This window comes from Streptomyces sp. NPDC052701, assembly GCF_040678355.1.
Taxonomy (GTDB): Bacteria; Actinomycetota; Actinomycetes; order Streptomycetales; family Streptomycetaceae; genus Streptomyces.
The window spans coordinates 1-26,677 of record NZ_JBFATO010000013.1 but is presented as its reverse complement, the minus strand read 5'-3'; the positions used below and the strand labels follow the sequence as shown (position 1 = coordinate 26,677).

At 70.4% G+C, this 26,677-nt stretch carries 21 protein-coding genes and 2 pseudogenes; 13 read left to right on the top strand and 10 right to left on the bottom strand.

Annotation, left to right across the window (positions count from 1 at the left end; genetic code table 11):
- Positions 1-859: 859 nt before the first annotated feature.
- The gene (locus AB0L29_RS16910) at positions 860-1,654 is read right to left on the bottom strand and encodes a hypothetical protein (RefSeq protein WP_365827792.1); all 795 of its coding nucleotides are present in this window, start codon (positions 1,652-1,654) and stop codon (positions 860-862) included.
- 244 nt (positions 1,655-1,898) lie between these two features.
- On the opposite strand from AB0L29_RS16910, the gene AB0L29_RS16905 reads away from it, so the two are divergent.
- The 8 genes from AB0L29_RS16905 to AB0L29_RS16870 all read left to right on the top strand — a co-directional run bounded on the left by AB0L29_RS16905 (position 1,899) and on the right by AB0L29_RS16870 (position 12,494).
- The gene (locus AB0L29_RS16905) at positions 1,899-3,056 is read left to right on the top strand and encodes a mandelate racemase/muconate lactonizing enzyme family protein (RefSeq protein WP_365827790.1); all 1,158 of its coding nucleotides are present in this window, start codon (positions 1,899-1,901) and stop codon (positions 3,054-3,056) included.
- Positions 3,053-4,057 carry an alcohol dehydrogenase catalytic domain-containing protein gene (locus AB0L29_RS16900; RefSeq protein ID WP_365827788.1) on the top strand — a complete coding sequence of 335 codons (1,005 nt, stop codon included), beginning with the start codon at positions 3,053-3,055 and terminating at the stop codon, positions 4,055-4,057. Before AB0L29_RS16905 ends, AB0L29_RS16900 begins: the two co-directional genes overlap by 4 nt.
- A gap of 322 nt (positions 4,058-4,379) precedes the next feature.
- Positions 4,380-5,348 carry a hypothetical protein gene (locus AB0L29_RS16895; RefSeq protein WP_365827786.1) on the top strand — a complete coding sequence of 323 codons (969 nt, stop codon included), beginning with the start codon at positions 4,380-4,382 and terminating at the stop codon, positions 5,346-5,348.
- A 139-nt stretch (positions 5,349-5,487) separates the two neighbouring features.
- The gene (gene chvE / locus AB0L29_RS16890) at positions 5,488-6,600 is read left to right on the top strand and encodes a multiple monosaccharide ABC transporter substrate-binding protein (RefSeq protein ID WP_365827784.1); all 1,113 of its coding nucleotides are present in this window, start codon (positions 5,488-5,490) and stop codon (positions 6,598-6,600) included.
- 32 nt (positions 6,601-6,632) lie between these two features.
- The gene (mmsA, locus tag AB0L29_RS16885) at positions 6,633-8,183 is read left to right on the top strand and encodes a multiple monosaccharide ABC transporter ATP-binding protein (protein ID WP_365827782.1); all 1,551 of its coding nucleotides are present in this window, start codon (positions 6,633-6,635) and stop codon (positions 8,181-8,183) included.
- Positions 8,180-9,427: a multiple monosaccharide ABC transporter permease gene (mmsB, locus tag AB0L29_RS16880; protein ID WP_365827781.1), complete on the top strand. Its 1,248-nt coding sequence runs from the start codon at positions 8,180-8,182 to the stop codon at positions 9,425-9,427. Before mmsA ends, mmsB begins: the two co-directional genes overlap by 4 nt.
- Positions 9,428-9,509: 82 nt before the next feature.
- A complete protein-coding gene (locus tag AB0L29_RS16875) occupies positions 9,510-10,655 on the top strand; it encodes an aldose epimerase family protein (RefSeq protein ID WP_365827780.1) in 1,146 nt (381 codons plus the stop codon).
- A gap of 102 nt (positions 10,656-10,757) precedes the next feature.
- Complete coding sequence (locus tag AB0L29_RS16870) at positions 10,758-12,494, top strand: histidinol-phosphate transaminase (RefSeq protein ID WP_365827778.1); 1,737 nt, start codon at positions 10,758-10,760, stop codon at positions 12,492-12,494.
- 10 nt (positions 12,495-12,504) lie between these two features.
- Here AB0L29_RS16870 and AB0L29_RS16865 read toward each other — a convergent pair whose 3' ends face one another.
- The 3 genes from AB0L29_RS16865 to AB0L29_RS16855 form a co-directional block, all read right to left on the bottom strand.
- On the bottom strand, positions 12,505-13,941 hold the full coding sequence (locus AB0L29_RS16865; protein ID WP_365827776.1) for a family 43 glycosylhydrolase: 1,437 nt from the start codon (positions 13,939-13,941) through the stop codon (positions 12,505-12,507).
- Complete coding sequence (locus tag AB0L29_RS16860) at positions 13,923-14,918, bottom strand: arabinan endo-1,5-alpha-L-arabinosidase (protein ID WP_365827774.1); 996 nt, start codon at positions 14,916-14,918, stop codon at positions 13,923-13,925. The genes AB0L29_RS16865 and AB0L29_RS16860 overlap by 19 nt, the downstream gene beginning before the upstream one ends.
- 94 nt (positions 14,919-15,012) lie before the next feature.
- Positions 15,013-15,495, bottom strand: coding sequence for an ATP-binding protein (locus AB0L29_RS16855; protein WP_365827772.1), 483 nt, complete (start codon positions 15,493-15,495; stop codon positions 15,013-15,015).
- A gap of 130 nt (positions 15,496-15,625) precedes the next feature.
- Between AB0L29_RS16855 and AB0L29_RS16850 the strand changes: the two genes are divergently transcribed.
- From AB0L29_RS16850 to AB0L29_RS16840, 3 genes are all read left to right on the top strand, one after another.
- Positions 15,626-16,462: a helix-turn-helix transcriptional regulator gene (locus AB0L29_RS16850; protein WP_365827770.1), complete on the top strand. Its 837-nt coding sequence runs from the start codon at positions 15,626-15,628 to the stop codon at positions 16,460-16,462.
- Positions 16,459-16,647, top strand: coding sequence for a DUF397 domain-containing protein (locus AB0L29_RS16845; RefSeq protein ID WP_365827768.1), 189 nt, complete (start codon positions 16,459-16,461; stop codon positions 16,645-16,647). The genes AB0L29_RS16850 and AB0L29_RS16845 overlap by 4 nt, the downstream gene beginning before the upstream one ends.
- Before the next feature lie 530 nt (positions 16,648-17,177).
- A complete protein-coding gene (locus tag AB0L29_RS16840) occupies positions 17,178-17,588 on the top strand; it encodes a RidA family protein (RefSeq protein WP_365827766.1) in 411 nt (136 codons plus the stop codon).
- A gap of 328 nt (positions 17,589-17,916) precedes the next feature.
- Here the strand turns inward: AB0L29_RS16840 and AB0L29_RS16835 are convergent, their stop codons facing one another.
- The 6 genes and pseudogenes from AB0L29_RS16835 to AB0L29_RS16810 all read right to left on the bottom strand — a co-directional run bounded on the left by AB0L29_RS16835 (position 17,917) and on the right by AB0L29_RS16810 (position 24,428).
- Positions 17,917-18,468, bottom strand: coding sequence for a hypothetical protein (locus tag AB0L29_RS16835; protein WP_365827764.1), 552 nt, complete (start codon positions 18,466-18,468; stop codon positions 17,917-17,919).
- A gap of 103 nt (positions 18,469-18,571) precedes the next feature.
- Positions 18,572-19,111: a hypothetical protein gene (locus tag AB0L29_RS16830; protein WP_365827761.1), complete on the bottom strand. Its 540-nt coding sequence runs from the start codon at positions 19,109-19,111 to the stop codon at positions 18,572-18,574.
- 177 nt (positions 19,112-19,288) lie between these two features.
- Positions 19,289-19,702, bottom strand: a pseudogene (locus AB0L29_RS16825) (transposase); the annotation flags it as partial.
- A 123-nt stretch (positions 19,703-19,825) separates the two neighbouring features.
- Positions 19,826-20,200: pseudogene (locus AB0L29_RS16820) on the bottom strand (VOC family protein).
- Between the two features lie 60 nt (positions 20,201-20,260).
- Positions 20,261-20,818 carry a hypothetical protein gene (locus AB0L29_RS16815; protein ID WP_365827759.1) on the bottom strand — a complete coding sequence of 186 codons (558 nt, stop codon included), beginning with the start codon at positions 20,816-20,818 and terminating at the stop codon, positions 20,261-20,263.
- Between the two features lie 103 nt (positions 20,819-20,921).
- Entirely contained in the window at positions 20,922-24,428 is a 3,507-nt protein-coding gene (locus tag AB0L29_RS16810) for an ALF repeat-containing protein (protein WP_365828067.1), read from the bottom strand.
- 822 nt (positions 24,429-25,250) lie between these two features.
- On the opposite strand from AB0L29_RS16810, the gene AB0L29_RS16805 reads away from it, so the two are divergent.
- Together AB0L29_RS16805 and AB0L29_RS16800 are read left to right on the top strand one after the other, a co-directional pair.
- A complete protein-coding gene (locus AB0L29_RS16805) occupies positions 25,251-25,721 on the top strand; it encodes a hypothetical protein (protein ID WP_365827757.1) in 471 nt (156 codons plus the stop codon).
- Between the two features lie 83 nt (positions 25,722-25,804).
- The coding region (locus tag AB0L29_RS16800) for a S1 family peptidase (protein ID WP_365827755.1) at positions 25,805-26,677 on the top strand (873 nt) is incomplete at its 3' end.

Here is a 26,677-nt window from a genome sequence, read left to right as displayed (position 1 = left end):
TCCCGCGCGCCGCGGTCGCCGCGGCCGGGTCCCGGCCGGGACGGCCCACCGGGTGTGTCCGCACACGGAGGCGATCCGCGGGATCCGCGGGGACATCAGCGTGACGCCGGCCCGGCGGCAGTCGTTGCGCACGGCGGAGGCCGCACCCTGGGACGTGGGGTGCGGCCTCCGTCCGCGCCGTGCCGGCGGGCGGGCGCCGCCCGGCGGACCGCCCGCGCCACGTCAGCAGACGGGCACCGCCCGGCGGACCGCCCGCGCCACGTCAGCAGACGGGCACCGCCCGGCGGACCGCCCGCGCCACCTGGTCTCGACCGGCCGGGCGCGACCGGCCGGACTCCGCGACCGTGTCCGGCCTCAGCGGCGGCGCCTTCCCGCCGGCTCCGTCGGCCGCCGCCGCGCACAGCCCGGCCGCCGCCTCGCACGTCCCGGCCGGCCGCGCGGAGGCGGCCCGCCGGCGGAAGCCGGTCCCCTGGCGCGGATCGACGGCTCGTCGGGCAGGCCCTCCCGGCCGGCGGACTCCGTCCCTTCGCGGCCGAAGGCGGTCGAGGCGAGGGCGCACGGGCCGACGGGCACCGCGTCGAGCACGCCGTGGACCTCCCGCGTCACCCGCTCCCCTCGCCCGAACCGCCGCGTGCCCCCGTGGACCACGCCCGCGCGGCCCGCGGAAACTCCCCTCCGGCGCACCCGGAGGAGGGGTCTCCCGCGGAGGGGACGCGCACGGCCCGCGCGGGGCCCGCCGGGTTCGGTACGGCGAGGCGCACCGGTCCGGCCCGGCCGGTGCCCTGCGTCCCGCCGGGGAGGGAGGCCGGGACAGGGCCGGCACGGGTGCCGGCGCCGGGGCGGCCCGTCCCCGGACGCCTCAGGTGCACCACCACAGGAAGCGGTCGCACGTCTGCGTCGGGGTCGGCTCGGGGTCCGGGGCGGGTGTCGTCGGCTCGGCGGTCGGTGCGGCCGTCCCGGCCGGGGGCGTCGGGGACGGGGCGGACGCCGGCCGGCTCGGGGACGTGCCGGTCGTGGCCGACTGGGGGTCCTCGTCGGTGTCGTCCCCGGGAACCGCCGACTCCTCGTCCTCCGGGGAGCCGGACGCCGACGGGGAGCCGGAGGCTCCGGGGGACGAGGACGCCGAGGCCGAGGCCGACGCCGGCGCGGTGCCCGGGGCGGCGCCGTCCGGCGGCGCGGCCGTCCCGCCGGCCTCCCGCGACGCCTCGCCGTCCGCCGACTCGCCCCCGGCCGCCGCCGGCCGCGGTGCCGGCCCCGCCGCGTCCAGGCCGAGCTCGGCCAGGCTCAGCCCGCCGGCCGCCAGCACGAAACCCGCGGTGATCAGCAGCGTCCGGCGACGCCGGCGACGGTGCGCCGCGGCCTTGCGGTCACGCCGGCTCCCCTCGCCCCGCCCGGCCCTCCGGCCCAGCGGCCCGTCCGCGCCCTCGCCGTCGCCGTCATCGCCGTCATCGCCGTCGTGGTCGTCGCCGCCCTGCGGGGCGGGAGTCCCGGCGGCGTGTTCGGTGCCGTACCCGTACCCGCCCTCGTAGGCGTCGCGCTCCGGGCGCGGGCCGCCGTCGCGCGCGCCGGCGCGGAGCGTTTCGGCCGGGGTGCCGCACCCCGGGCAGGCGAGGGCGCCGTTGAGGTGCCGTCGGCACGGGTGGCAGTAGTCCATGACGCGGGAAGATTAAATTCCGGCCAGGTGGTGTTCCTAGATCCAACTGTGAAGGTTCTGTAGGGAACCCCGCGTTCCCGCATGCCCGAAACCGTCGAAACCGTTATGTGCGCGACCCATTGACACCCGGCCGCCGCGTCCTTACTGTCACGCCAGCATTTCGAACGCATGACGAAATATCGAACGCGCTCGAATGCCCAGCCAAGCCGACGAAGCACACACGACGCAGCAAGGGGCAACTGACGTGCGCATCACCGGAATCAGCACGCACGTGGTCGGGACGCCGTGGCGCAACCTGACGTACGTACAGGTGCACACCGACGAGGGGATCACCGGAGTCGGCGAGACCCGGATGCTGGGCCACACCGACGCCCTTCTCGGCTACCTGAGGGAGGCCGAGGCCAACCACATCCTCGGCTCGGACCCGTTCGCCGTCGAGGACCTGGTCAAGCGCATGAAGTACGGCGACTACGGGCGGGCCGGCGAGATCGTGATGTCGGGGATCGCCGTGATCGAGACGGCCTGCTGGGACATCAAGGGCAAGGCCCTCGGCGTCCCCGTCTGGCAGCTGCTGGGCGGGAAGGTCACCGACCGGGTCAAGGCGTACGCCAACGGCTGGTACACGACCGAGCGCACCCCGGAGGCGTACCACAAGGCCGCCCAGCAGGTCGTGGAGCGGGGCTACCGGGCTCTGAAGATCGACCCCTTCGGCACCGGCCACTTCGAGCTGGACCACGAGCAGACCCTGTACGCCGTGTCGCTGATCGAGGCCGTCCGGGACGCCATCGGGCCCGGGACCGAGCTGATGCTGGAGATGCACGGCCGCTTCTCCCCCGCCACCGCCGTCCGGCTCGCCCACGAGATGGCGCCCTTCAAGCCCGCCTGGCTGGAGGAGCCGGTCCCGCCGGAGAACCTCAAGGCGCTGAGGAAGGTCGCCGAGAAGGTGGACATGCCGGTCGCCACCGGCGAGCGCATCCACGACCGGATCGAGTTCCGCGAGCTGTTCGAGGACCAGTCCGCGGACATCATCCAGCCGGACGTCGGCCACATCGGCGGCATCTGGGAGACCCGCAAGCTGGCCGCCACCGCCGAGACCCACTACATGCTGGTCGCCCCGCACAACGTGGGCGGCCCGGTGCTGACCGCCGCCTCGCTCCAGGTCGGCTTCACCACCCCGAACTTCAAGATCCTGGAGCACTTCAACGACTTCGCGGACGCCGAGATCAAGAAGGTCGTCAAGGGCGCGCCGCAGGTGGTCGACGGCTACTTCCACCTCTCCGACGCGCCCGGCCTCGGCGTCGAGCTCGACGTCGACGCCGCCGCGGAGTTCCCGCAGCAGCAGGCCCGTTTCGACCTGTGGGCCGAGGGCTGGGAGCAGCGCAAGCCGAAGGCCACCAGGTGAGTTCCGCGGTCGTCGTCGAGGCGCCGGGCCGGCACCGGCTCGTCCCGCACCAGCCCCGGCCGCCGCAGGCCGGGGAGGCCCTGGTCCGCGTCCACGCCGCCGGGATCTGCGGCAGCGACCGCGAGGTGTACCAGGGCAACCGCCCCGAGGGGTACGTCCGCTACCCGCTCGTCCCCGGCCACGAGTGGTCCGGGACCGTGGCGGCCGTCGGCGCCGGCGTCCCCGGCTCCCTCGTCGGCCGCAAGGTGGTCGGCGAGGGCTTTCGCAACTGCCAGGTGTGCGACCGCTGTCACGCCGGCGAGACGACCCTGTGCACGGCGGGCTACGAGGAGACCGGCTTCACCCAGCCGGGCGCGATGGCGGCCACGCTCACGTTGCCGGCCCGCCTGCTGCACGTCCTGCCGGACGACGCCGACCTGAGCGCGGCGGCCCTGCTGGAGCCCGCGGCCTGCGTCGCCGCCGCCGCGCTCAAGGCGAACGTCCGGCCCGGCGAGCGGGCGGCCGTCGTCGGCACCGGCACGCTCGGCATGTTCGCCGTGCAGTTCCTCGGGGCCGGCTCCCCGGCCGAGCTGCTGGTCGTCGGCGCGCGCGCCGACCGCGAGGCCTTGTCGCGCCGGTACGGCTGCACCCGCTTCCTCACCAGGGACCAGCCGCTCCCCGGCGACGTCGACGTCGTCATCGAGGCCGCCGGCTCCGCCGACGCGGCCCGTCTCTCCGCCGGCCTGCTGCGGCGCGGCGGGCGGCTGGTGCTGACCGGCATCCCGGCGCCGGGCGCCGACGGTCTCGACCCGACCGACCTGGTGGTGCGGCAGCTGGAGGTGCACACCGTCTTCGGGGCCCCGCCGCAGGCCTGGGCGCACACGGTGCGGATGTTCGCCGCCGGTCTGCTCGATCCGCTGCCGCTGGTGACGCACGAGCTGCCGCTCGCCGAGTTCTCGCGCGCCGTCGAGCTGGTGGGGTCCGGCGATCCGGAGGTGGGCAAGGTGCTGCTCCGCCCCTAGGGCCTGTCGTCGAACTCCCGTCGTCCGCCCGGAGGGCGGGCCCCGCGGCGTCGGGTGCGTGCTCCCGGCGTGCCGGGCGCGGGCCCCCGTACAGGATGTACTCGGGTCCGCGCCCGGTGCGGCGAGAGGGCGTGCAGGGCGTCGCGGGGCGGGCGGGGCTTCGACGACAGGCCCTGGCCGCACGCCGGTGCGGGGCGGCCTGACGGCCTCCGTACCGGCGTGCGCCCAAGGCCCCGTGCCCCCGCACCGGGACTCCCGCGCCGGGACCCCCGCACCCCGGACCGCGACCCTCGTCCGACACATCGAACACGAAGGACTTCCTGTGACCGACCCCTCCGCCCCGGCGGCCCGCAGGCCCGGTGAGCAGGCGCTCGCCGCCCTCGGCCTGGCCGCGCCCGCCCTCGACCCCGCCGACGCCTCGCCGCACTCCTTCCCCGGCGGCGGCCGCTGGCGCACCGAGATCCCCTCGTGCGAGGGCCCCGAGGCGCTGGCGGTGGTGCTGAAGGAGGCCTCGCGGCTGGACGTGCCGATCCACCGGATCAGCCAGGGCAGCGGCGTGTGGATGCTGACCGACGCCGAGATCACCGAGATGGTCGAGGCGACCGGCGAGCGCGACATCGAGCTGTGCCTGTTCACCGGTCCGCGCGGCACCTGGGACATCGGCGGCTCCACCCGCACCGACTCGCGCGGCGCGGGGCTGCGCGCCCGCGGCCACGACGCCGTCGCCGGATGCGTCGAGGACGCCGTGCGCGCCACGGAGCTGGGCGTCAAGTGCCTGCTCGTCGCCGACGAGGGCGTGCTGTGGACGCTGCACCGGGCGCGCGCGGCCGGCGTCCTGCCGGCCGACACCACGCTGAAGGTGTCGGCGCTCATCGGGCCGGTGAACCCGGCCAGTTACGCGGTGTACGAGCACCTCGGGGCCGATTCCATCAACGTGCCCAGCGACCTGACGCTCGATCACCTCACCGAGATACGCCGGGTGTCCGGCGCCCCCATGGACATGTACATCGAGGCCCCCGACGATCTCGGCGGCTACGTGCGGATGTACGAGGTCGCCGAGCTCATCCGGCGCGGCGCACCGCTCTATCTGAAGTTCGGCCTGTCCAAGGCCCCCGGGATCTACCCCTACGGGCACCACCTGCGGGAGCTGACCCTGGCCACCGCCAAGGAGCGGGTGCGGCGCGGACGGCTCGCCCTGGACCTCCTGGCCCGCCACGGAGCGGACGGCGACATGGCCCCGCCCGGATCGCGGCTGCCGGGTGATCTGCGCCGGTTCGACATTCCGTCATAACGTTCCGGAAACTCAGCTTCACAAAAGAAGACACAGTCGCGCACAATCCAACACACCTCTTCCCGGTCTCCCGGCACCACCCCCGGCGTGACCCCGCACCCCCAGACCGAGCCCTGCACACACATCAAGGATGATGACCATGCGCAACCGCAGAGCCGCACTCGCCGCCGTGGCCGGAGCCGCCTCCCTCGCCCTCACCCTGTCCGCCTGCGGCCAGAACAGCGAGGGCGGCAGCGAGGAGGGGGGCGGGGACGCCAAGGGCGCCACCATCGGCATCGCGATGCCGACGAAGTCCTCCGAGCGCTGGATCGCCGACGGCAACAACGTCAGGAAGAACCTGGAGTCCAAGGGCTACAAGACCAAGCTGGTCTACGGCGAGGACGACCCGGACCAGCAGGTCTCGCAGGTCGAGAACCTGATCACCCAGGGCGTCGAGGCGCTGATCGTCGCGGCCATCGACAACAAGTCGATGAACAACGTCCTCCAGCAGGCCAAGGACGCGGACATACCGGTCATCTCCTACGACCGCCTGATCCTGGGCACCGGGAACGTCGACTACTACGCCTCCTTCGACAACGAGAAGGTCGGCGAGCTCCAGGCCACCTACATCGTCGAGAAGCTCGGCCTGAAGGACGGCTCGAAGAAGGGCCCGTTCAACATCGAGCTCTTCGCCGGCTCCAACGACGACAACAACACGCGCTACTTCTTCGGCGGCGCGATGAAGGTCCTGCAGCCGTACATCGACAAGAAGCAGCTGGTGGTGAAGTCCGGCCAGACCAGGCTCAACCAGGTCACCACCCTGCGCTGGGACGGCGGCACCGCCCAGAAGCGCATGGACGACATCCTGACCTCCGCCTACAAGAGCGACCGGGTCGACGCGGTGCTCTCGCCCTACGACGGCATCTCCATCGGCATCCTGTCGGCGCTGAAGTCGGACGACTACGGCTCCAAGTCCAAGCCGCTGCCGGTCGTCACCGGCCAGGACGCCGAGGTCGCCTCGGTGAAGTCGATCATCGCGGACGAGCAGTCGATGACCGTCTACAAGGACACCCGCGAGCTCGCCAAGGTGGCCTCGAACATGGTCGACGCGGTGCTGGACGGCAAGAAGCCCGAGGTCAACGACACCAAGACCTACGACAACGGGGCGAAGGTCGTGCCGGCGTACCTGCTGGAGCCGGTCGCCGTCGACAAGGAGAACTACCAAAAGGTCGTCGTCGACTCCGGCTACATCAAGGAAAGCGACCTCAAGTAACCCCCGCACCCTAGGGATTGGAAGGCACGACCATGGCGGGACCCGTCCTGGAAATGCGCTCGATCGTCAAGACCTTTCCCGGCGTCAAGGCGCTGTCGGACGTCACGCTGACCGTCCGGCGGGGCGAGGTCCACGCCATCTGCGGGGAGAACGGCGCCGGCAAGTCGACCCTGATGAAGGTCCTCTCCGGCGTCCACCCGCACGGCACCTACGAGGGCGAGATCCTCTTCGAGGGGGAGGTCTGCCGGTTCAAGGACATCCGGGCCAGCGAAGAGCGCGGCATCGTGATCATCCACCAGGAGCTGGCCCTGGTGCCGTACCTGTCCATCGCGGAGAACATCTTCCTCGGCAACGAGCACGCCAAGCGCGGGATCATCAGCTGGACCGAGACGCTCAGGCACGCCACCGAGCTGCTGCGCCGGGTCGGCCTGAGCGACCACCCCGACACCCGCGTCGCCGACATCGGCGTGGGCAAGCAGCAGCTCGTGGAGATCGCCAAGGCCCTGGCGAAGAAGGTGAAGCTGCTCATCCTGGACGAGCCGACCGCCGCGCTGAACGACGAGGACAGCGGCAAGCTCCTGGACCTGATCCTGGAGCTGAAGAACCAGGGCATCACCTCGATCATCATCTCCCACAAGCTCAACGAGATCCGCAAGGTCGCCGACTCGGTGACGATCCTGCGCGACGGGCGCACCATCGAGACCCTCGACGTGAAGGCCGCCGGGACCACCGAGGACCGGATCATCAGCGGGATGGTCGGCCGCGACCTGGAGCACCGCTTCCCGGAGCGCACCCCGCACGAGCCCCAGGAGGGCGCCGCGCCCGCCCTGGAGATCCGGGGCTGGACCGTGCACCACCCGATCGACCAGCAGCGCAAGGTCGTCGACGACGTCTCCCTGCACGTGCGGCGCGGCGAGATCGTCGGCATCGCGGGCCTGATGGGCGCCGGCCGCACCGAGCTCGCGATGAGCGTGTTCGGGCGGGCGTACGGGCGGTACGCGGGCGGCACGGTCCTCAAGGACGGCCGGGAGATCCGCACGAGGACCGTCCCCGAGGCGGTCGGGAACGGCATCGCGTACGTCACCGAGGACCGCAAGCACTACGGGCTCAACCTCATCGACACCATCAACCGGAACATCTCGCTGACCGCCCTGGGCAAGGTCGCCAGGCGCGGTGTCGTCGACGAGCACGAGGAGCGGCAGGTCGCCGAGGGCTTCCGCACGTCGATGAACATCAAGGCGCCGACCGTCTTCGAGCCGGTGGGCAAGCTGTCCGGCGGCAACCAGCAGAAGGTCGTCCTCAGCAAGTGGATCTTCTCGGGTCCGGACGTGCTGATCCTGGACGAGCCGACCCGCGGCATCGACGTCGGCGCCAAGTACGAGATCTACACGGTCATCGACCAGCTGGCCGCCGAGGGCAAGGCGGTCGTCTTCATCTCCTCCGAGCTGCCCGAGCTGCTCGGCATGTGCGACCGCATCTACACGATGGCCGCCGGGCGGCTGACCGGTGAGTTCTCACGGGCCGAGGCCTCGCAGGAATCGCTGATGCGTCAGATGACGAAGGACAAAGAGGTAACCCGATGAGCACGGATGTGACCGCCAAGACGCCGGCCCCCGCGCCGGCCGGCAAGGGAGGGGCGGCCGCGGGTGACGGCGGCCTGCTCCGGCTGATGCTGGACGGCATGCGCCGCAACATGCGCCAGTACGGCATGCTGATCGCCCTCGGCCTGATCGTGGTGCTGTTCGCCGTGTGGACCGACGGCGACCTGCTGCTGCCGCGCAACGTCTCCAACCTGGTGCTGCAGAACAGCTACATCCTGATCCTCGCGATCGGCATGATGCTGGTCATCATCGCCGGTCACATCGACCTGTCGGTCGGCTCGCTGACCGCGTTCGTCGGCTCGATGGCCGCCGTGTTCATGGTCAGGAACGACATGCCCTGGCTGCTGGCCGTGGTGCTGTGCCTGGCCGTCGGCGCCGTCGCGGGCGCGGTGCAGGGCTTCTTCATCGCCTACGGCGGCATACCGTCGTTCATCGTGACCCTGGCGGGCATGCTGATCTTCCGCGGTCTGACGGAGATCTTCCTGGAGGGCCAGACGCTCGGCCCGTTCCCGGAGGGTCTGCAGAAGGTCGCCAACGGCTTCCTGCCCGAGGTCGGACCGGAGACGAACTACCACAACCTCACGCTGCTGCTCGGCCTCGCGCTGATCGCGTTCGTGGTCCTGCAGGAGGTGCGCGACCGCAAGCGGCAGCGGGAGTTCTCGCTGGACGTCCTGCCCGCCAGGCTGTTCCTGCTGAAGCTGGTCGCCCTCTCCGCCGCCGTGCTCACCCTCACGCTGCTGCTGGCCAGCTACAAGGGCGCCCCGATCGTCCTGCTGATCCTCGGCGTGCTGCTCGTCGGCTTCGGCTACGTGATGCGCAACGCGATCATCGGCCGCCACATCTACGCGATCGGCGGCAACCTGCCCGCGGCCAAGCTGTCGGGCGTGAAGGACAAGAAGGTCACCTTCCTGGTCTTCCTGAACATGGGCATGCTCGCGGCCCTGGCGGGCCTGGTCTTCGCCGCCCGCTTCAACGCGGCCTCTCCCAAGGCCGGCCTCAACTTCGAGCTGGAGGCGATCGCGGCCTCGTTCATCGGCGGCGCGTCGATGAGCGGCGGTGTCGGCACCGTGCTCGGCGCGATCATCGGCGGTCTGGTCCTGGGCGTGCTGAACAACGGCATGAACCTCGTCGGCATCGGCACCGACTGGCAGCAGGTCATCAAGGGCCTGGTGCTCCTGGCGGCGGTCGGGTTCGACGTGTGGAACAAGCGCAAGGTCGGTTCGTAAGCCGGGCCGGGCCCCGCCGGGAGGCGGGGCCCGGCCCCTTTTCCAGCAGTTTCCCCATGAACCCCATGAAGCGGAGCCGCACATGGAACCGAACAGACGCACGGTCATCGCGGGGGCGGCGGCGGGCATGGCCGCCATCACGCTAGGCGGCACGGCACACGCCACGGGAGGCAGGAAGCCGGTGAAGTCCCTCTTCGGCAAGCTCGCCGACGGCACGAAGGTCCACAGCTGGTCGCTGGAGAACGGCGGCACCCGCCTGGAGGTCCTCTCCTACGGCGGCATCGTCCGGTCGCTGGAGATCCCCGACCGGCGCGGCCGGTACGCCAACGTCTCGGCGGGCTTCGACGACCTGGAGGACTACGTCGCCAGGAGCCCCTACTTCGGCGCCCTGATCGGCCGCTACGGCAACCGCATCGGCAAAGGCCGCTTCACCCTCGACGGCAGGGCGTACCAGCTGTCCGTCAACGACGGCGAGAACAGCCTGCACGGCGGCGCCCAGGGCTTCGACAAGCAGGTGTGGGACGTCGAGCCGTTCACCGAGGGCCCCGACGTCGGCCTGCGCCTGTACCACACCAGCGTCGACGGGGAGATGGGCTACCCGGGCACGCTCAGGACGAAGGTGACGTACACGCTCACCCGGCACGGCGACTGGCGCATCGACTACGAGGCCACCACCGACAGGGCCACCGTCGTCAACCTCACCAGCCACGTCTACTGGAACCTCGCCGGCGAGGGCAGCGGCACGATCGAGGACCACGAGCTGACGATCGCCGCCTCCCGCTACACCCCCACCGACGCGGGCCTGATCCCCACCGGCGAGCTCGCCGGGGTCGCCGGCACCCCCTTCGACTTCCGCCGCGCCAAGCCGGTCGGCCGGGACATCCGCGTCTTTCACCCGCAGCTGGTCGCCGCCCAGGGCTTCGACCACAACTGGGTCCTCGACAAGGGCGTCACCGCCCGGCCCGGGCACGCGGCCACCCTGCGCGACCCCACCTCCGGCCGCACGCTGCGCATCGCCACCACCGAGCCGGGCCTGCAGTTCTACTCCGGCAACTTCCTCGACGGCACCCTGACCGGCCCCTCCGGCCGCGCCTACCGCCAGGGCGACGCCCTGTGCCTGGAGACGCAGCACTTCCCGGACTCGCCGAACCAGCCGTCGTTCCCGTCGACCGTGCTGCGGCCGGGGCAGACGTACCGGACGACGACGATCCACTCGTTCGGCCGCTGAATTCACACCTCGTTCACATCCGTTGAACGCCGTCATCTCCGTCCCCGTATGAAGGGTCGGCCCGCGCTCCCCCCGCGCGGGCCACCCAGAGACGGAGGTTCCATGGCCGGCAACGTCACCTCGTTGTTCCGCAGCACCGCGGCGCACAGCCCGTCGATGGCTGCGCTGACACGCGAGGGCGGCGACGGGGCCGGGCCGGTGGACTTCTGCATCCCCTGCAACCCCTACTTCCCCACCCCGGCCATGTTCGACGAGATGGCCGGCAGGCTGCGGGACATCATCACGTACTACCCGTCGAGCGCCGACACCATCACGGCCGAGCTGTGCAGCCTGCTGCAGCTGCCGCCGCAGTGCGTGGCGATGGGCAACGGCTCGACCGAGCTGATCACCTGGATCGACCACCTGCTGGTCCGCGAGTCCCTCGCGGTCCCCGTCCCCACCTTCGGCCGCTGGACCGACCAGCCGATGGAGACCGGCAAGCGGGTCGACATGTTCCCGCTGCAGGAGTCCAGCGGCTTCGCGCTCGACCTCGCGCAGTACGCCGAGTTCATCCGGGCCAGGGGGACCCGGGTGGCGGTGATCTGCAACCCCAACAACCCCGACGGCGGCTTCGTGCACCGGCACGCGGTCGTGCAGTTCATGGACGCGATGGCCGACCTGGACCTGGTCGTGATCGACGAGTCCTTCCTGGAGTTCGCCGACGCCGAGGCCGAACCCTCCGTCGTCCAGGAGGCGATGCTGCGGCCCAACGTGATCGTGCTGCGCAGCCTCGGCAAGAACTTCGGCCTGCACGGCATCCGCTTCGGCTACCTGGTCGCCAACCCGGCGCTCGCGGGCCGGGTGAGGTCCATGCTCCCCAAGTGGAACCTCAACTCCTTCGCCGAGCACGTGGTGTTCATGCTCAAGGAGCACGGCGCCGAGTACGCGCAGAGCCTGCACCGGGTGCGCCGCGACCGCCTGGAGATGGCCGGGCAGCTCTCCGCCCTGCCCGGCCTGACCGTCTACCCCTCCCAGGGCAACTTCCTCTTCGTGCGCCTGCCCGTGGGCGCCGAGGGCACCGTGGTCCGGGACCGGCTGCTCACCGAGCACCGCGTCCTGGTCCGCGAGTGCGGCAACAAGATCGGTTCCTCCAGCCGCTTCCTGCGTCTGGTGGTGCGCCCCCAGGCGGACGTGCGCCGTCTGGTGTCCGGCCTGGAACAGGTGCTCTACGGGACGTCCAGGAGGGGGGCCGCCGTACCCGAGCAGGCCACCGGGACCGGCTACAGCTCGGGTACGGCGGCGGTGGACCGCCTGATGAGCGAGACCAACGGGTCCGGCATGCGGGGCCTCGCGGCCCAGGCCGCCGGTGCCCCGGGGCTCCCCGCCGGCCCGGCCGCCGGCACCGGCATGCCGCTCCCCGCCGCCGCGTCCGCCCTGCCGGCGGACCCGGGCGGCGGGATGCCGGTGCCGGCCGTGCCCCAGCCGGTCGCGCAGCCCGCGCCGCAGCCGATGCCGGTGCAGCCGCCGGAGCCGCCGGCCCAGCCCTTCGCGCCCGCGGCCCAGCCTTTCGCGCCCGCGGCCGCGTCCGCCGTACCGGCTCCCGCTCCTGTTCCTGCTCCTGTTCCTGTTCCTGCCCCCGTTCCGGCCCCGGCCTCGGCTCCGATGTCCGCGCCGTATCCGGCCGTCACCGGCCCCACCCCGCCCGGTGTCCCGGCCCGCGGCGGCCTCACGGCCGCCCAGGTCCGCGGCATGACGGGCCCGCCGGCCAACGCCCAGGGCCTGGCCACCGCCCCGGCGACCGGCTGGCCGGGGCCGCAGCAGAACTGGCCGGACGCGGCGGGCATGAGCCAGGCGGGCTGAGCGGTGACGGCTACCCGGGGCTGAGCCGCCACTGCTGGCAGGCGTTGGCCAGCCAGGTCCACTGCCGTACGTCGGCGCCGTCCGCGGTGGAGCAGTCCGCGACGTCGGCGACCTTGCCGGTGGCCTGGTTGACGATCCGGACGTGGCCGCCGTCGGTGGCCACGAACCGGAACCGCTGGCAGGTGTTGTCCAGCCAGGACCACTGCCTGAGGTCGGCCCCGTCGGCACCGGAGCAGTTCTCGGTGTCCAGCACCTTGCCGGTGGCGGCGTTGACGAGCCGGTGGGTGTCGTCGCCGAGGTCCTCCAGCCGCCAGCGCTGGTTGCCGCCGCCGTCGCAGGCGTACTGCACCACGTCGGCGCCGTCGGCCGTCGAGCCCTCGGCCACCTCCAGGCACTTGCCGCTGTTGCGGTTGGTGAGGGTGTAGGTGGCAAAGGCGGTGGACGGCTCCCCGGACGGGCCGGCGAGGGAGGTGCCGAGCCGCACCGGCGTGCCGAGGTCCGGCGTTCCGTCGGAGTTCCAGGTGAACCTCTGCGCCCGGGTGGTCCGCCCGTTGTCGCAGCCTTCGCCCGCGCCGTCGTTGGCGTGGTAGACGATCCAGCTCTCCTTGCCGTCCGGCGAGGTGAAGAAGCCGTTGTGCCCGGGTCCGTAGACCCCGTTGGCGTCACTGCGCTGGAAGACGGGCGTGGACTTCTTCGTCCAGGAGGACGCGGCGAGCGGGTCGGACCCGGTGAGTTCCAGCCGGCCGAGCTTGTAGTCCGGGGTCCAGCACCCGCTGGCGGAATAGATCAGGAACGTCCGGCCGCCCCGCTGGAGCACCTCCGGGCCCTCGTTGACGGTGCCGCCCTGCCGCTCCCAGTCGTACGTCGGGGTGGAGATCGTCGAGTAGGACCCGCTGACCGTGTACGGGTTCGACATCGGCGCGATGACGAGGTTCTGCGTCCCGCCGGTGATCGCGCTGCCCAGCATGTACAGCCTGCCGCCCACGTTCAGCACGCTCGGGTCGAGCATCCAGGCGCCGTTGAGCCGCCCCTTGTAGGTGTACGGCCCCAGGGGGTCGGAGCCGGCGCTCTCCAGCACGTGGCTGCGCTGCGTCGGGTTGTAGTCGGACACGTTCTGCCCGGCGACGTAGTACAGGTACCAGCGCCCGTTGAGGAAGTGCAGCTCGGGCGCCCAGATGTTGCAGCAGCGGGAGGCCGCGTCGCCCTGCCACACCTGCACGCTCGGCGCCGTGGACAGTCCGGCCAGCGTGGGCGACTTGCGCAGCGTGATGACGTCGGTCCAGCTGGTCGTCACCAGGTAGTAGTTGCCGTCGTGGTACGAGATCCACGGGTCGGCACCCTTGACGGACTTCACCGGGTTGGCGAACGAGGCCGCGCTCGCCGTGGGCTGTCCCACGGCCAGGGCGAGCAGGAGCGCGGCCAGCAGGGTCAGTAGGCGACGGGCCATCCGCTGCTCCAGTCCAGGAGGTTGACGCCCAGCTTGGGCGTGCCGTTGTCATTGCCGTCGTAGTAGTGGTAGACGATCAGGTCCCCGTCGGAGTCCTTCATGACCGACTGTCCGCCCGGGCCGATGACGCTGCCGTGCGACTCCAGGACCGGGGTCCCGCCGTTGTTCGTCATCGCGACGCCGTTCCTGTCGACGTACGGCCCGGTGACGCTGGTGGCGCGGCCCACCTTCACCTTGTAGGTGGAGCCGGTGCCGTTGCAGCAGGTGTCGTAGGAGGCGAAGAGGTAGTAGTACCCGTTGCGCTTCACGACGAAGGGCGCCTCGACGGCCTTGGTCCCGGTCGGGCGGGAGGCGAGGGAGTAGCGGGTGGTGTTGGTGGACAGCTGCTTCCCGGTGGAGGGGTTGATCTGGATCATCTTGATCCCCGTCCACCAGCTCCCGAAGGACAGCCACCACGTGCCGTCGTCGTTCACGAAGAGGTTCGGGTCGATGGCGTTGTAGTCGCTGGAGGAGCCGGAGGTGTAGACGGTGCCCTGGTCGGTCCAGCTGCCCGGCTGCCCGGTGGAGGAGGTGGCGAGTCCGATGGCGGACGTGTTCGACCCGAACTTCGAGACGGAGTAGTACATCAGGTACCTGCCGCCGTGGTACGAGATGTCGGGCGCCCAGGCCTCGGGGACGGAGGAGTAGGTGCGCCACCAGCCCGGCCGGCCGGCGAAGGCGTCGGCCCCGTTGCGGAAGGCCGTGCGGTCGGAGGAGGTCTTGCTGGCGATGCCGCCGCCGGTGGCGTACAGCAGGTACTGGCCGGAGGAGGTGCGGATCATCGTCGGGTCGTGGGTGACGATGTCGCCCGTGACGCGGCCGGGGTTGGGGTAGGCCGACGCCGTGGTGGGGATCAGGGCGAGCAGGGCGGCGGCGGGGAGGGCGAGCAGCGCGGTCCGGGCGCGGAGCGGCCGGGGGACGCGGGAGGTGCGGCTCATACGGGTCCTCCTTGCGGTGGGGGATGACATCCGTCCGAAATATCGGACAGCGATCGCAAGTTCGAACGGACCGTAGAATCGAACCACTTGCGCGTCAATGGTTCGCGCAGCCCCGTTCACCGGCCGTCCACCCATGCGGCACGTCGACCTCGGCCAGCACGGTCTTGCCGGGCGGCTCGCGATCCAGCACCCGCCAGCGGTCGGCGAGCGCGTCGACGAGCAGGAGGCCCCGGCCGTTTTCGTCGAGGGGACGCGGGGGCCGCACGTCACCGGGGGCGGGCGGCCGGAGCTCGGCGCGGGTGTCGGCGACCTCGATCCGGATGCCGCCGGCCACGAGGGACAGCCGCAGCTCGAAGTCCCGTCCGGGAACGCGGCCGTGGGTCGCGGCGTTGGCCGCGAGCTCGGCGACGATCACCTCGACCCGGTCGGAGACGTGGCTGCCGTGCGGGACGCCCCAGGCGTGCAGCTGGGTGACGGTGAGACGCCGGGCGAGCCGGGCGCCGCGCGGAGTCGAGCTGAGGCGCTGGGTGAACATACGTACGGTAACCGGCGGCTGAGGGGTGGTCGGTGCTGTCATGCGCCCAATCTGACCGGTGGAAAGGGCGCTTTGCCAGGCCAGCGGCGCGTACGCCGCGACAGCGTACGCGGTCACGGACTGGACAGTACCGGTGACCGGCCGTGACCATGCCGTGGGGAGGTGACCGACAGTGGTCGATGGCGTGACGGGAACGGGTGGCGAGCCGGAGTTGTCCGACAGCCTGCGGACGTTCGGGGCGGTGGTCCAGGGGCTGCGCGAACGTGCCGGGCTGAGCAGGGAGGAGTTCGGCGAACTGGTGCGCTTCTCCAAACACACGGTGGCGTCGGTGGAGTTGGGGCGGCGGATGCCGGATCCGGCGTTCGTGGAGCGCGCGGAGGAGGCGCTGGGGATGGCCGGTGTCCTCCAGAAGGCGGCGGGGCGCCTGGAGCGGCAGCCGGGGCTGGCGGCCTGGTTCCGGCGGTGGGCTCACCTGGAGGCCGCGGCCATCACGCTGTACACGTACGAGTGCCGCCTGGTTCCGGGGCTTTTGCAGACGGAGGCGTACGCGCGCCAATTGTTCGTCGATGAGTTGCCACCGCTGAGCGACGAGCAGATCGAGGCACAGTGGGCAGCGCGCGCCGAGCGACAACGACTGCTGCGGGAACGCCCGAACACCGCCTTCAGCTTCATCCTCGAGGAGCACTTGTTCCTGCGGCGTACGGGAGGTGCGGAGGTTACGCGGGAACTCATCGATCACGCACTGGAGATCGCGGAGTTGCGGAACGTCGAGATCCAGGTGATGCCGCTGGTACGGAAGTCGCACGCCGGGCTGCATGGCCCGCTGCAGTTGCTGGAGACGCCGGAAAACCAGTGGTTCGCCTACCTCGAAGGCCAGCAGAGCGGTCAGCTGATCAACGACCGCAAAGTAGTCAGCGTGCTTCAAAGGAGGTATGCCAGGATGCGTGCACAGGCTCTTTCCCCTGAAGACTCCGTGAGCCTGTTGCGGCGGATGCGAGGAGACCTATGAGCACCAGCGACCTGGCCTGGTTCAAGTCCACGTACAGCAGCAGTGGTTCCGGCGACTGCGTAGAGGTCGCCCTCACCCCTGCCACCGTCCACGTCCGCGACTCGAAGGACGAGGCGGGCCCTCAGCTCACCCTTTCCCCCACGGTCTGGGCGGACTTCCTGACGTACGCCGCGAACTGCCGGTGACGGGCGGGCTGCGCCCGTCAGCGCCGTTCGGCATGGTCAGTCCGTCCTCACTCTCCATCCAGCCTGCTCGAATTGAGTGCCTGTGAGGGATCGCCGGGACCGGGCAGGCCCATGAAGAGCGGAGAGTACGCCTGGGTTGCGAGTCGGCGACGGACCGTTCGCAAGGATGGATTCCGGGCGATCGTCAAACCATGCCCGAACTTGCCGACAAGCAGCCCTCCGGCGTAGAGGGTGCCCTCACCGCAGGTTGTCTCCTGCTTCTCGTACTGATGGCGGACGCGGCGGCCGCCTGCTGCGGATCGGACACCTGGTTATCGGGTCGGTGCAGCTGACGCTCCGCGTCCTCCTGGCAGTCCACACGCTGGAGTCCTGGCCCTGACCCGGATGTGGTCACAGCCATCGGAGGTGCCTTGGACAGAGGGATCCGGCCCAGGCACTGAGCTTGTTCTTCGACCTCAGGTTGTCGGGGAGTGCTTGCCGGAGGGGAAATTGCGGTGCGTGCCGACACCACGCTGGTCAGACTTGCGGACATGACCGAGAAGATCACCCGCATCAACCCCGAGCAGCTGCATGAGACGCCCGGCTACCACCACGTCACGGTGGTGGAGGCAGGGCGTACGGCCTACCTGGCGGGACAGTGCCCGCTTGACCGGAACGGTGACCTCGTCGGTTCCGGTTCCCTCGAGACGCAGGTCGACCAGGTGATCGCGAACGCGCTCACCGCCCTGGCAGCGGCGAATGCCCAGCCGCAACACGTGGTGCGGTCGGTGATCTACGTGCGGAGCGACGAGAGGGACCATCTCGCAGCCGTTTGGCGTCGGCTCACCGAGTCCGCCCTGGGTCCGGCGTTCACCACCGCCAGCACGCTCTTGGGCGTTGCCCAGTTGGGCTTTCCCGGACAGCTCGTCGAGGTGGACCTCACCGTGGCGCTGCCCGACTGACCTCGAACGGCTTATCGAACCGGGTGGCCCAGCCGGGCATTCGCCGGACGTCGGGGCGGTCTTCGTCTGATCATGTGCTCCGACCAAGGTGCACGTGACCACGACGTTCCGGCGGTGGTGAGGGGACCGGAATTGCTCATCAGCACCCACAGGGGCCGGTCCGTTCCGGTGGCGCGCGCGGGGATCGAGACGTATCCGTAAAGGCTCGCGTCCTGCACCCCGCCCCACGTTGCGGACGGCCCGAACCGCCGCTCCAGGGCGCCGGCGAGCCGATCGAAACGCTGACGGGCGGCGGACCAGTCGTAAGCTGGATTACTAGGCACACGCCTTACATGTACTGGAAGTACCGGTCCAACCAGGTCGGCGGAAGGTCGTCTTCCTCTTCATCGTCCCTGTCCTCGTCTGCGGACGCGGCCGCCAGCGCCGCCAGAATCGCCTCGCCGGCCTCGTCGTCTCCCAGGGGAGTTGGTCCGTCGTACGGCTCCATGAGCAGTTCGTTGGGCACGTAGATGCAGCCGAGTTCCGTACACAGCTCGTCGAGCCAGGTCAGGAACTCGTCGCCCAGGCCGTCTTCACAGCCGGGCATACCCGGGAGGCCCACTTTGGCGGTGACGAAGGGGCCGAAGTTGCTCATCGCCATCTGCAGGGGCTGGCCTGTCCTGGTGGCCTCAGCAGGGACCGAGACGACACCGAGGAAGCTCGCGTCCTGCCCCATGCCGGCCGACACGGACGGCCCGAACCGCCGCTCCGCGGCGTCGGCGAACTGCCGAAAGCGCTGCCGGGCGGCCGGGACGTCGTAATCCCGGGGGATCTCCCGGTGTTCGGGGTCGGGGTCGTCCAGCTCGCGCAGGAGCTCCCGGAGGCGGTCGAGGGGAAGCATGGTGGTGTCCTTCGTGGTGTTCGCCGTACGTCGGCTCTTAGGGGTGATTCTTGTCCGAAATACGCGGCCGGGGCCAGGCAGGTCCAAGCCCCGGCCGCGCGCGTCAGAACCTCGGGCACGACCCCGAGGCTGACGGATACGCGCTGATGACGCGGTACATCTTGCTCTTGTACCGGGTGACGATGCACAAGAACTTCTCGCCACCATCTCCGATCGCTTCCGCGTACTCAACAGGGAAAACCTTGTTGCCCCGCTTGAGGATCGGATCGCTGCCGCGCCTCTTCCAGGCGTCGTCGATCAGCGCCAGGAGCTTGCCCTGGTCCTTCTCCTTGAAGATGCCGTGCAGAGGCTTGTCCGGTTTGGGCCTCGTATGGTCCATGACATGGTCGATGCGGTGCTTGGTCGGGCTTTCCCGCATGTACACCAAGCCGGCCGGCGACTGGAACACGTCGTTGCCCAGGTTCTGGAAGCCCACCGGGCAGCTGATCGAACCCGCCACCCGTGCGAGCGACATGGCACGCAGCGACCGCGCGCACAGCGCGAACACCGGGTTGTTGCCGAACAACTTGCGGAAGAAGTCGTCCGCCTTGGTGCCCCACTTGCCGAACTTGACGCCCGCGGCACCCCATCCGACGAACGGCACGGCAGCGGCGCAGGACAGACCCGCGTCGATCTTGTTGTCCTCTCCGAAGTACCAGGCGCAAACGCAACGTCGCCGACCGCGTCCGCTGCTTTATGCCGACCGCGATCGACGCGGCGTACGCGGAAGCCCAGGCGTCACTCGCAGAGGCTTGAGCGCGGTCCGCCTACAGGCCGGCCGAGCGCGCGGGATGTACAGCTCCCGGTCCACCGCCGCGTGTCCCCGCTCGCCCGCGTAGACGAGGTAGACGGCGACCTGGGAGTTCTCGATCCGCTCGGCCGTTCCGATGCACTGCCGCTGGACCCCGACCGTGTGGGTGCCCTTCTTCACATCGCCGGTCTCGTCGACGACCAGCGCTGCTGCCTCGTCGTGGAAGTGCTCGATGACGTATTCGCGCACGGCGTCGCGGACGGCGTCGGCATCCCAGGAGGCCCGGCACAGCAGATGCTGCATGCCGTGCGGGCTGACCTCCCTGGCCCACTCCGCGATTGTCCAGCAGTTTTTGCGCGGCAGGTCCGACAGCAGGCCGAGCACCAGCCGCCCGGCCCGCAAGCGGGGTTCGTAGCGGCTGAACCGGCCCGCGATCCGACTCACGGCCACCTCGAACGCTTCCCGCCATCGAGCGGGATCCATGCTGTGGCCTGCGGCCACCGTCTCGTCGTCAGTCCACACAACTCACGATGATCACCGGTGGCCGCACCCCTTCGGTGCCCCCTGTCAGTCCCGGACGGGACAGAACGGGTGTCCTGCCGGGTCGGCAAAGATGCACCAACTCCGCTTTCCGCCAACCTCGTCGAGCAGTGTGGCGCCCCGATCGAGGACGTCTTCCCGGGCTCGTTCCAGGTCCTTGACCCCCAGGTCCAGGTGGAACTGTTGGGATCGAGCGGGATCCGGCCATCATGGTGGCTGATGGTCTTCCACCCACTAGAAGGCAAGCACGAGCCCGTCGGTGTGGAGCGTCGCCCAGCCGTCGCCGAGCGACCACCGCGGATCCGACTGGTCGACTACACCGCCGAGAAGCGACTGGTAGAACCAGGACGGCTCAAGGACATCAGCACAGCCCAACACCACACACCGGAGTTTGGCGATCACGAAGGGCAGCGTCTCACGACGCCTGATCACGATCCACAGCTGGAGTACTAGGCGCACGCCTTACATGTACTGAAAATATCGATCGTACCAGGCTGGCGAAAGATCGTCTTGCTCTTCCTCCTCTTCTTCCTCCCCGTCCGCGGACGCGGCCGCCAACGCCGCCAGAATCGCCTCGCCGGCCTCGTCGTCTCCCAGGGGAGTTGGTCCGTCGTACGGCTCCATGAGCAGTTCGATGGGCACGTAGATGCAGCCGAGTTCCGTACACAGCTCGTCGAGCCAGGTCACGAACTCGTCGCCGAGGCCCTCCTCACAGCCGGGCAGACCCCATCGCCTTCCCGTTCCGGCGGTGACGAAGGGACCGAAATTGCTTATCAGCACCCACAAGGGCCGGCCCGTCCCCATGACCTCAGCAGGAACCGAAACGGCACCGAGGAAACTCGAGTCCTGCCCCATGCCGGCCGACACGGACGGCCCGAACCGCCGCTCCAGGGCGTCGGCGAACTGCCAAAAGCGCTGCCGGGCGGCCGGGACGTCATAATCCCGGGGCAGCTCCCGGTGTTCGGGGTCGGGGTCGTCCAGCTCGCGCAGGAGCTCCCGGAGGCGGTCGAGGGGAAGCATGGTGGTTGTCCTTCGTGGTGTTCGCCGTACGCCGGCACTCAAGGGGTGATTCTCGTCCAGACACGCGGCCGGGGCCCAGCCAGTTCTGGCCCGGCCGCGCGCATCATTCCGTCGGGCACTCCTTCGTCGGCGACGGATACGCGCTGATGACGCGGTACATCTTGCTCTTGTACCGGGTGACAATGCACAAGAACTTCTCGCCACCATCTCCGATCGCTTCCGCGTACTCAACAGGGAAAACCTTGTTGCCCCGCTTGAGGATCGGATCGCTGCCGCGCCTCTTCCAGGCGTCGTCGATCAGCGCCAGGAGCTTGCCCTGGTCCTTCTCCTTGAAGATGCCGTGCAGAGGCTTGTCCGGTTTGGGCCTCGTATGGTCCATGACATGGTCGATGCGGTGCTTGGTCGGGCTTTCCCGCATGTACACCAAGCCGGCCGGCGACTGGAACACGTCGTTGCCCAGGTTCTGGAAGCCCACCGGGCAGCTGATCGAACCCGCCACCCGTGCGAGCGACATGGCACGCAGCGACCGCGCGCACAGCGCGAACACCGGGTTGTTGCCGAACAACTTGCGGAAGAAGTCGTCCGCCTTGGTGCCCCACTTGCCGAACTTGACGCCCGCGGCACCCCATCCGACGAACGGCACGGCAGCGGCGCAGGACAGACCCGCGTCGATCTTGTTGCCTTCGCCGAAGTACCAGGCGCAGTTGATGCCGTCAGTAGCCTCACCGAAGCCGGGGACCAGGCCGAGGATGTCGAGGGCGAAGTGGCCGCCCTCGGAGAACAGCTTGCCCCAGTCGATCTCGTTCAGCTTGGCCATGTACTCCGCGAACTCCTCGTCCTCGGCTCGCAGAGCACGCTCTTCGAACTCGGCGGTGACCTTCGCGAAGTGCTCCCGGATCTCTTCCTGGAGCTTGCGGAACGCCGCGTCACCGGCCGCGTCCGCTGCCTTGCTCGCGGCGGCCGCGTCCTTGCCGGCGGCGATCGACGAGGCGTACGCGGCGTCCGCCGCGGCCCAGGCGTCGCTCGCGGAGGCCTGGGCCGCCGCGGCGGAGGCCTGCGCGCGGTCAGCCGACAGGTCGGCCGAACGCGCGGCGTTCTTCGCGTCGGCTTCTGCGGCGCGTGCACTGCGGGCCGAGACTGCAGCCTCGGCTGCGGACTTCTCGGCGGCATCGGCGTGCGCGTCCGCCTCCTTGGCGTACTCTCCCGCCTGCGTCGCCGAGGCCTTTGCCTGCTTGGCGTAGTCGGCCGCCTCGTCGGCCGCCTTGCGGGCCTCGGCCGCCACCTTGGCGGCTAGCGCGGAGTCCTGCTGGGCCGTCGCCGCCACCCTGGCCGCTCCGGCGATCAGGCCCTGGACGCGCGAGACGTGGGTCGCGGTGAGCTTGTCCTGGCGTGCCGCGCGATACTGCTCGACCTCGATGAACTGGTGCAGCACCGACGGCGGTCCGGCCAACGCCACGTCAGCCGCGGCCTTGAGCTCCGGTCCGCCCGTGCTGCGCAACTGGATGGCCCGGACCCGCTCGTCGCTCGTCCGAGCCGTGTAGTAATGGGTGTGGATGAACTCCCGCATCGTCTCGGCCGACCCGGAGTCCAACGCCTCCTGGCCCGCCTTTTTCACCGCGGAACCGGCATTCTGCATCAGCTGGGTGACCCGGATGCGGTAGTCGTTGCGGGCCGCTTCGTGCTGACCGGTCGCGATGAAGGCGCTGATTTGCGTCGCGTCACCGCCCAGCGCGGTCTTGGCGGCCGTCCGGACGGCCTCGTACTCGGAGTCCCACGCCAAGTTGAGCGTCCGCTCGTACTCGTCGCGCTGGGCGGCCTCCTTCCAGCCGGTCCTGATGTACTCCACGACCAGCGCGTCCGAACCCGCCAAGGCGGCCTCGGCCGTGGTGGCACTCCACGGGCCGCGGGTCTTGACGACGTGCAGCGCGACCCTGCGGGCCTTGGCAGCGGCGGTCGACAGGTCCGCGCCCGGCGCGTTCATTTCGGCGGCGAGGCGCTGTGCCTCCTCGTCGGCCGCTCGGTTGTCCGCGGCGGCCTTCTGCTCACGCGCCTTGCGCTCGTCGTCCGCGGCCTTGAGGGCTTTGGTCTTCTCGACCTCGGTGTAGCGGCGGTCGGCGAGTTCCTCTGTCTCCACCTCGCGTGCCAGATCGAAAGTGTTCTTGGCTGTGACGACGGCTGCGGTCGCGGCGTCGGCGGCCTTTTTGGCCTCGGTGGCGTGCTTCTTGGACTCGGCGGCCGCAGTGGCAGCCTCACCGGCGTTCTCGGCCGCCTCCTCGGCGGCCTTGCCTGCGTTGCGGGCGTGGGTGGCCGCCGAGTCGGCGGCATCCCGGGCCTCCCGGGCGGCCTGGGCTGCCTTCCCTGCCAGGGTCACCGCCCGGTTCGCGGCCCGAGTGGCCTCGGCCGCCTGCCGCCGGGCATCGGCGGCCGCGTCCCGGGCCCGCTGGGCCTGGGACGCGGAGACGCCGGCGTGACCGCTCGCCTCCTGTGCCGCGCTCGCCGCGCTGTCGGCGTTGGCGCCCGCGCTGGCGGCGGCCTTGGCGGCCTTGCCGGCCTCGTCAGCCGCGGTCGCCGCGTGGTCGGCCGCCTTTGCGGCGGTCTCCGCGCCTGCGGCCGCGGCGTAGGCGCCCTTGGCGGCCTTGCGCGCGGCCTCGGCCTTCCCCGCGTCCGTGGCCGCGTCGGCGGCGGCGCTGCGGGCTCGGGAGGCAGCCTGTGCGGCGGCAGCGGCGGCGGAGGCCGCCTGAGCCGCAGCGTTGGCCGCGATCCGTGCCGAGGTGTTGGCGGCGCGGGCGGCGCTGATCGCCTCCTGGGCCGCCTTGGCGGCACCGTGGGCGGCGTCGGCGGCCCGGCCAGCGGCGTTGGACGCCTTGGTCGCGTCGTTCTTGGCGGCCGCGGTCTCGGCAGCGGCCTTCTGCGCGGCCTCCTTGGCCAGCTTGGTTGCTGCGACGGCGCGCGCCGAGGCCTCCTTGGCCGCCTCCGTCTCCTCTCGCGCCTGTTGGCCGGCCTCCTGCGCCAGGACGGCCAGGTCCTCGATGGTGGCCTGTTCCTGATCCCGGGCCCGGGCGATGTACTGGCCCGCCGTCAGGAAGTCGGTGACGTCCTCGGGCGTGCCGTCCAGGGCCGCTTGTGCGGCCTCTCGGGTGGCCGGTCCGCCGGTGCTCAGGATCTGCACGACCTGCACGCGCTCGTCGTTGCGCCGGGCGTCGTACTGGCCTTCGGTGAGGAAACGCTGCACGTCCTCGGGCGTGCCGTCCAGGGCGGCCTGACCGGTTTTCCTCACCTCCGCCCCGCCCGCGCTGATGATCTGGACCGCGCGGACCCGCTGGTCCTGCACCAGCGGCGCCTGCCAGCCCGACTTCAGGAAGGCATCCAGCTCTTCGGGCGTCCCAGCCAGCGCCTTCTCGGCGGCCTCCCGCACGCCCCGGCCTCCGACCGAGAAGATCTGCACGGTGGCCACCCGATCGTCCGCCAGTTCGGCGACCACCCGCTCGCTGTCGAGGAAGCTCCGCACCTGTGCGTCCGAGCCCAGCAGCGCCGCCTCGGCGGCCGCCTTCACGCCGGGCCCGCCCGACTTCCAGGCCCTGAGGACCTGGCCTCTAGGGGTTTCGGGGATGTGGTCCGTACGCGTCGCTTCGTCGGGGTCGAGGGCGGCCTGCGCCGTCGGTGCCGCCGTCGGTGCCGCAAGGGCCGGGGCGCCGAGGCCACCTACAACGAGGGACAGCAACAAGGTCAGGCAGAGCGCTCGGACGGAATGTCGCGCGGCACGCGCACGGTGGGTTTTCCCGGCTATCCGTAATCTAACGGTCCGGGTTCTGGGTCTCCGTATCAAGGGTCAGGCAACCGTTTCTGTTCTGGTCAGCGAAGAGACCAGTCACCAAATTTGGACCCGGCGAGGATACGTCGCAAGCCTTACTCCGTCAGCCGACATTTTCGTCAGGCAATTCAGGCCACTGCGCGAGGCGGCACAAGGCGACCGGACGTCCGCATTCCATATGTGGCATCGATCACGGATGCAATCATGACGATGCGTCAGACAGGGCGCAATTCGGGCACGAGTGAAGCAATGATGCGTCACCTACATCGAAAGAAAATACGAAAAATGAGTATGACCAGCGCGTTTCACTCACGCAGCGCCCAGACGGTAAATGCTTGCTATCGTGCGATCGCCGCCGTGACCGGGCGGCCATGAGAGGGCGTTCAGGCGACTGCGCAGGAACGCGTTCTGGGGGGCTACGGGAACCGCACACCGACCGGTCGGATTACCCGCACTTTTCGCGCGCATTACCATACGTCCGCACTCCTGGCGTCCTTTCTCGATGGGCTCTCCCGGCATGGTTGCGATGCTGACCGGCGCCTGCTGGCCAGCCTTTATTCGCATGCGCTGCATGTCGCTCAACGAGAGGAATCCTGCGTGATATCCAGAGTCCGTAGAGTTTTGGTCGCCAGCATCATGGGCGGCGCCGTCCTCGCCGGCGGCACGGCGCTGGCCACTGCCGCCCCGGGCGCGGCGCCCGCCAACCCCGCCGAGGCCCAACCGCCAGTCGCGGTGGAGGACTTCTCCTACCCCGGCGCGGACCGGATCCTCGCCGAGCAGGGCATCAGGCTCAAGCGGGGCGACGGTCGCATCACCCTGGCCACCTGCAACGAGGCCGCCGACCAGATCAAGGTCTTCACACGGGTCGGCGGCGGCGAGTTCTGCTTCGTCGCTACGCACACCACTGGCTACCTCACTCTCGAACTGCCCAACGTCTTCGCCATTCAGACGGAGAGCCATCCGGTGCGGGCCGAGCTGACCGCTGAGGGCAGGAGCCACACGGTCAATGTCCTGAAGAACGAGTTGAAGGGTGTCGGCGAGGGCGTGGGCGAACCTGCCACCGTGCTCCTGGAGATCCGCGTCACCGGCTGATCCACACGATGAGACCGCACCTGCCCGTCCCACGGCGGCCGCGCACGGCCGCCGTCCAGAGCCCGAGTCCAGAGGAAACGAACGTGTCTCCCCTCCACCCACGCGCGGCGCTGCTGAGCACGACGGTCGCGGCCGCCCTGCTGACCGGCGTGTTAACCAGCGGCCCCGCGCAGGCCGTCACCGGAGCCCAGAGCACCGACGGGGCTTTTGCCTTCACCGCCCGGCTCGACATCGGCTCCGGCGAACGGGCTTGCTCCGGCGTGCTCGTCGATCCCCGCTGGGTGTTGACCGCCGCGAGCTGCTTCGCCGACACACCCCAGCAGAGTTTCCAGATCCGCGCAGGCAAGCCCGCCAAGGCCACCACCGCCACCGTCGGCCGAACCGACCTGACCACCACCGCCGGCCAGGTCCGCCAGGTCGTGGAACTGGTACCGCGTACCGACCGCGACGTCGTCCTGGCCCGCCTCGCCTCGCCGGTCACCGGCGTCACACCGGCGCCGGTCGGCACCACTATGCCCACCGCCGGCGAAACCCTCACCGTCCCCGGCTTCGGCCGCACCAAGACCGAGTGGTCTCCGCTGAAGCTGCACGCCGGCGCCTTCACGGTCGGCACGATGGCAACCGAGACCCTCAACCTCACCGGCAAAGACGGCGTTGCCGTCTGCGCCGGCGACACCGGCGGCCCGGCACTGCGCGCGCGCACCGGCGGCGCCGGCGGGTACGAGGTCGTGGCCGTCGCCACGAGGTCCTGGCAGGGCGGTTGCTTCGGCCAGGACCCGGCCGAGACCCGTACCGACGCGGTCAGCACACGCGTGGACAACCTGCGCTCCTGGATGGACGTCACCATCCAGGCCGCTCCGGTCACGGACTTCAACTGCGACGGTGTGCGTGACACCGCGATCGCCGATCCGGACGCGGCCGTCGGCGGTGACGCGAAGGCGGGTCTGGTGCGGGTG